At 37.8% G+C, this 4,463-nt stretch carries 3 protein-coding genes; all 3 read right to left on the bottom strand.

Going from position 1 to position 4,463, the window contains the following annotated elements; all coding sequences use genetic code 11:
- Positions 1 to 1,409: 1,409 nt before the first annotated feature.
- Complete coding sequence (locus tag ACE198_RS27530) at positions 1,410 to 2,315, bottom strand: branched-chain amino acid transaminase (protein ID WP_098576921.1); 906 nt, start codon at positions 2,313 to 2,315, stop codon at positions 1,410 to 1,412.
- Positions 2,316 to 2,621: 306 nt separating this feature from the next.
- A complete protein-coding gene (locus ACE198_RS27535; RefSeq protein ID WP_375377754.1) occupies positions 2,622 to 3,839 on the bottom strand; it encodes an IS110 family RNA-guided transposase in 1,218 nt (405 codons plus the stop codon).
- 318 nt (positions 3,840 to 4,157) lie between these two features.
- Positions 4,158 to 4,343 (bottom strand): hypothetical protein, encoded by a 186-nt coding sequence (locus tag ACE198_RS27540; RefSeq protein WP_375377755.1) that lies wholly within the window; start codon positions 4,341 to 4,343, stop codon positions 4,158 to 4,160.
- Between the last annotated feature and the right edge of the window lie 120 nt (positions 4,344 to 4,463).

Consider the following 4,463-nt stretch of genomic DNA (forward strand, 5'->3'; position numbering starts at 1 on the left):
TTGCATTTTAAACTTCATAGTAGGGGTTCCTCCTAAGGTTTGAGTTAGAGTGGTGTCTATACTCATATCTTACTGAGGAGCTCTTTTTTTATCAAAGTCAATAATTAACTCTCTACAGGAATGCTAACGGAGCAGTTTAGTTGTGCGAAATGTTTCTAGCTTAAATGGAGGATGGTCACATTTCTCTAGTAAAGGCTAGACAGTTCCTGTCGGAACTGAAGGATTATATCGAAGAATCAAATGATGGGGTAACGCCCTGAAGGGTTCTCACTTAGTCGAATAGCACTAGATTTAGTAGGAATGACAGTGTTATAAGCTCGGCGAAAAGGCGTGAGAATTTACCGTACCAGGTTAAGCTGACGAAAGCCTACCCGATGGGGTGGTGTAAATCATGATGCTTGAGTTGAATGAATATGGTGAGAATGCGAATAAACCTAAAAGAAAAAGGTTAAGCTGACGAACTTCTGAATGTACGGGTCTATACCTGCGATACATAGAAATGTGTATATCACCAAATTGTGAGGTTAGATGTGGATGAGTAAAACTAGCTAATATGAAAATCCATGATACGTTATAGGCGTATGAACGCTAACAGGCTTAGAGGAAGCACCTAAGTACATTCTTATAATAGATATAATTCAACGTTGTAAGCTGATAACGTGGAGGGCTTACTCCCGAAGAAACGTTGGCAAGGAAAACAATAATAATAATAGTTACTGTATAACTTGTCTTTATGTCAGTGAAAGTGGTGGCACAGTACCGATGAAATGTCTAATCCGCATGGAGGGATAGCCACTAGACTAATGAAGAATCATTTAATCATGCAAGGCAAATCTTTATCGATTAATAAGGTTCTTGTGAGACTAATAGAGGTTCACCTCCCACGGGAGGCACCGACTTATTGAAACGGAAGAATTGAGACACTGAATGTATTAAATATCAAATGTGTTATGGTTAAATCGAATTGGATTAGTTGGAACGCCGTATGCGATGAAAGTCGCACGTACGGTGTGAACAGGGGGAAAAGGGAGAGATAACTTCAAACCCTTACCTATCTGTATTAAGAAGGAAAATGTTGATTGAAGGGAGAATGTATTATTGAAATAGCGTATTATAAAGGCTTTGGTTATACATAGGGGAACTGAATGTGTCTAAAACGATTAAAATAATTTTATCACTTATTGCATTATTTTTGGTAATTTGCATCGTTGCGGGTTATGCAGCTTTCTATTCGAATTAAATGATTATCGTAGAAGGACCGTCCATAGGGTAGACCAGTGACGGTCCTTTCTCTATTTGCACAAATAGGGCTTTCATTAAACGAAGGTAGCCTTTTTTCCCTTTAAGTGATGCAATCCCCATAGGTATTCAATCGGAGGTATACTTTATTTATCAGACTGCCACACTTGCTAATACACCGGTGTGCAGTAACCAAAATAATTTGGATTGTTTCCTCTAACAATATTTTCATAAAGAAAGCGGATATTTTTAGTAAAAGCACCTTCACTACCTTTTCCTATAATCCTATTGTCAATATTTATTATAGGTTTGATACCTATAGCTGTGCCTGTGAAAAATACTTCATCAGCAGAGTAGAGTTCTGTTCTTGACAGACTTTTCTCAGAAACAGGCAAATGCAATTCGTTTTTAGCCAACTGAATGATAGTATCACGCGTAATTCCTGAAAGTATATTATCGGATATTGGCGGGGTAATCAATTTGTTATTTTTTACTATAAAAATGTTTTCGCCTGGTCCTTCACTTACATTCCCCTTATCCGTTAAAAAAATAGCTTCATCAAAACCATTTAAACTTGCTTCAGAAGTCGCTAATCCGGAATTTAAATAACTTCCCGTCGATTTCACCTGGGGAGGAATCATATTATTACCTGATCGATTCCATGAAGAAACACAAACCTTTAGAGCAGGCTTTGGCATATACTCTATCTTTGTGCAATAAATACTTACCCGATTAAAAGGGTCTATTAAAACAGGACGCAGTGTATTTGCTCCTTTAAAGCAAATGGGTCGTATATAGACATCCTCCCGAACATTGTTTTGTCTTAATAATTGAATTGTCCAATGAATTAATTGTATTGTTGAATATGGAATGTGGATATGAAGAGAATTACCAGAGTCATGGAATCGTTTATAATGGTCGTAGATTCGGAAAATAAACAATTGGTTTTGACTTTCATTCCAAAAAGCTCTAATTCCCTCAAAGCATCCCAACCCATAATTTAATCCTTTATTTCTTATACTAACCGAAACCTTTGATTCTTCTAGAATTTCCCCTTGATCAAAAACATACCTCATATATTCTCCCACCAATAACATGACATTTACTTAAATTTATAATCGAGAATGCTAATTTATTACCAAAATAAATGCAGGTATTCTATGAACTACACCTAAACCTCATTTTGCTACAAAGTTTTAATATTTCGATGCTTTAACTAACAAAGAGTCGTAGAAGGGATCTTTGTTCTTGTTCCACTACCATGAAAATTAACTTCTGTGACATCCGAAAAATGGCAATACTTAAATAGACGCAGCTCATTCATCTTTTTAAAAAAGGGGAGGAGCGTCTAATCGATGGTGTATATGTACTTGATTAAAGGATTAGGAGGCTTCTGTTATTGTAACCGTATAACCTAAGTTTTCTAGTCTTCGAACCGAATGCCGTACAATAGATACTTGTCTTTGCTTATCAAAATAATCTTCGCCTAAGTCAACGTACATTTCTTTTCGGGTTAGAAGGTAATATGCGATTCGCAACATCGCATGGGCGACTACAATTGCTGCCTTTTTCTTTCCCTTTCGTCCAGCTGTGCGTCTATACAGTGCACCGAGATAGTTTTTTGAACCTCTTACTGATTGAGCTGCTTCTGTTAATGCGGATCTTAAATACTTATTTCCCTTTTTTGATCTGCTAGATTTTCTTTTTCCTGCGCTTTCATTGTGTCCAGGGACCAAGGCTGCCCATGAACACAAATGTGCGGCAGTCGGGAATTGGTTTCCAACATCCGTACCAATTTCAGCTAAGATTTGTTCAGCCATTCTTGTGGCGATACCAGGAATGGAATCGAGTCGTTCTATATCTTCTTGATATGTGCTTACTCTTTGCGCTATCTCTTGGTCTAACATTTCAATTTGCTCAGTTAGAAAATCAATGTGAGTTAAAATCGTTTTTAACATTAAGCGTTGGTGTGGGTTTACATAGCCCTGAAGTGCCAATTCAAGTTCTTCTTTTTTCTTTTTCATTGTACGACGAGCGAAGTTTGCTAGTTTTTCAGGATCTTCTTCACCATCTGCGATTGCTCGAAGCATATCTTTCGATGAAACACCCATAATATCAGATACAACAGAACCTAGTTTAATGTTGGCTCCTTCTAAAACCTTTTGAATCCTATTATGTTGTCTGGCGCGTTCTTCAATGATACTCCGGCGATAGCGAACAAGTTCCCGCAGTTCTCGTTGATTCCGATCCGGAATGAAACTTGCTTTCAGTAGTCCATGACGAAGAAGTTGGGCTATCCATTCGGCATCTTTAACATCCGTTTTGCGTCCCGGAAGTGCCTTCATGTGTTGAGCATTTACAACTAAAAACTCTATTCCTTCGGACTCTAATAAATTAACAATAGGTTTCCAATAAACACTCGTACTTTCCATAGCTACGTGAGTACAATTATTCTCCTTAATCCAGTCCAATAACTTTAATAGAAAAACCGTTTTAGTAGAAAATGTTTGAATCTCCTTTCCTTGTGAAGTCATAATACAAGCAGTGATATTGTCCTTATGGACATCTAATCCACATGCTCTTTCAATGATAACATCCACTGAAATCTTCCTTTCTAGGCTTGAAAATTGGAGGCTGGTGCAACAATCAGAATTAGGATTAATCTACCATGAGTGCTTCCCGAAAGGGAGCGACAGTTTGTGGTGCACCGTGGTCGTTGGAGTCAGACTAACGGATGGGCTCTAAGGCACCATAGTTGATCGACCTTCCTCTCCCAGCCATAGAAGCAGTATGGACGGATTCAATACATTTTCATTCTTTGTGGTGAAGAGCTGATTTTTAGCGATTCATGGATGGCTAATGGGCAGATTAATCAGTTCTATTTAAAAAGGAACCGCGATTTGCGATTCCTAAGATTATTATTTATCTGCTCTGTTTATGTTACTAAATGAATTGTTAAGAGCTGTTTTACACTTGTTTCCATCAGGATTCGATGAACGAACCGCTGCTAATACAACATCAATTGTTCCATCAATTTTCGTCCATGTAGCTCCATCGATTTTTCGAAGCGTAGGTTCCTGTGTGTCCCATTGATGTTCTACCATGAAAATTAACTTCTGTGACATCCGAAAAATGGCAATACTTAAATAGACGCAGCTCATTCATCTTTTTAAAAAAGGGGAGGAGCGTCTAATCGATGGTGTATATGTACTTGATTAAAGGAT

The organism is Neobacillus sp. KR4-4, from assembly GCF_042136325.1.
Taxonomy (GTDB): domain Bacteria; phylum Bacillota; class Bacilli; order Bacillales; family Cytobacillaceae; genus Neobacillus.

What these genes read in the sequence shown, in the direction of transcription:
- ACE198_RS27530 (WP_098576921.1), bottom strand. Translation starts at nt 2,315, where the DNA reads ATGAGGTATGTTTTTGATCAAGGGGAAATTCTAGAAGAATCAAAGGTT.
- ACE198_RS27540 (WP_375377755.1), bottom strand. Translation starts at nt 4,343, where the DNA reads ATGGTAGAACATCAATGGGACACACAGGAACCTACGCTTCGAAAAATC.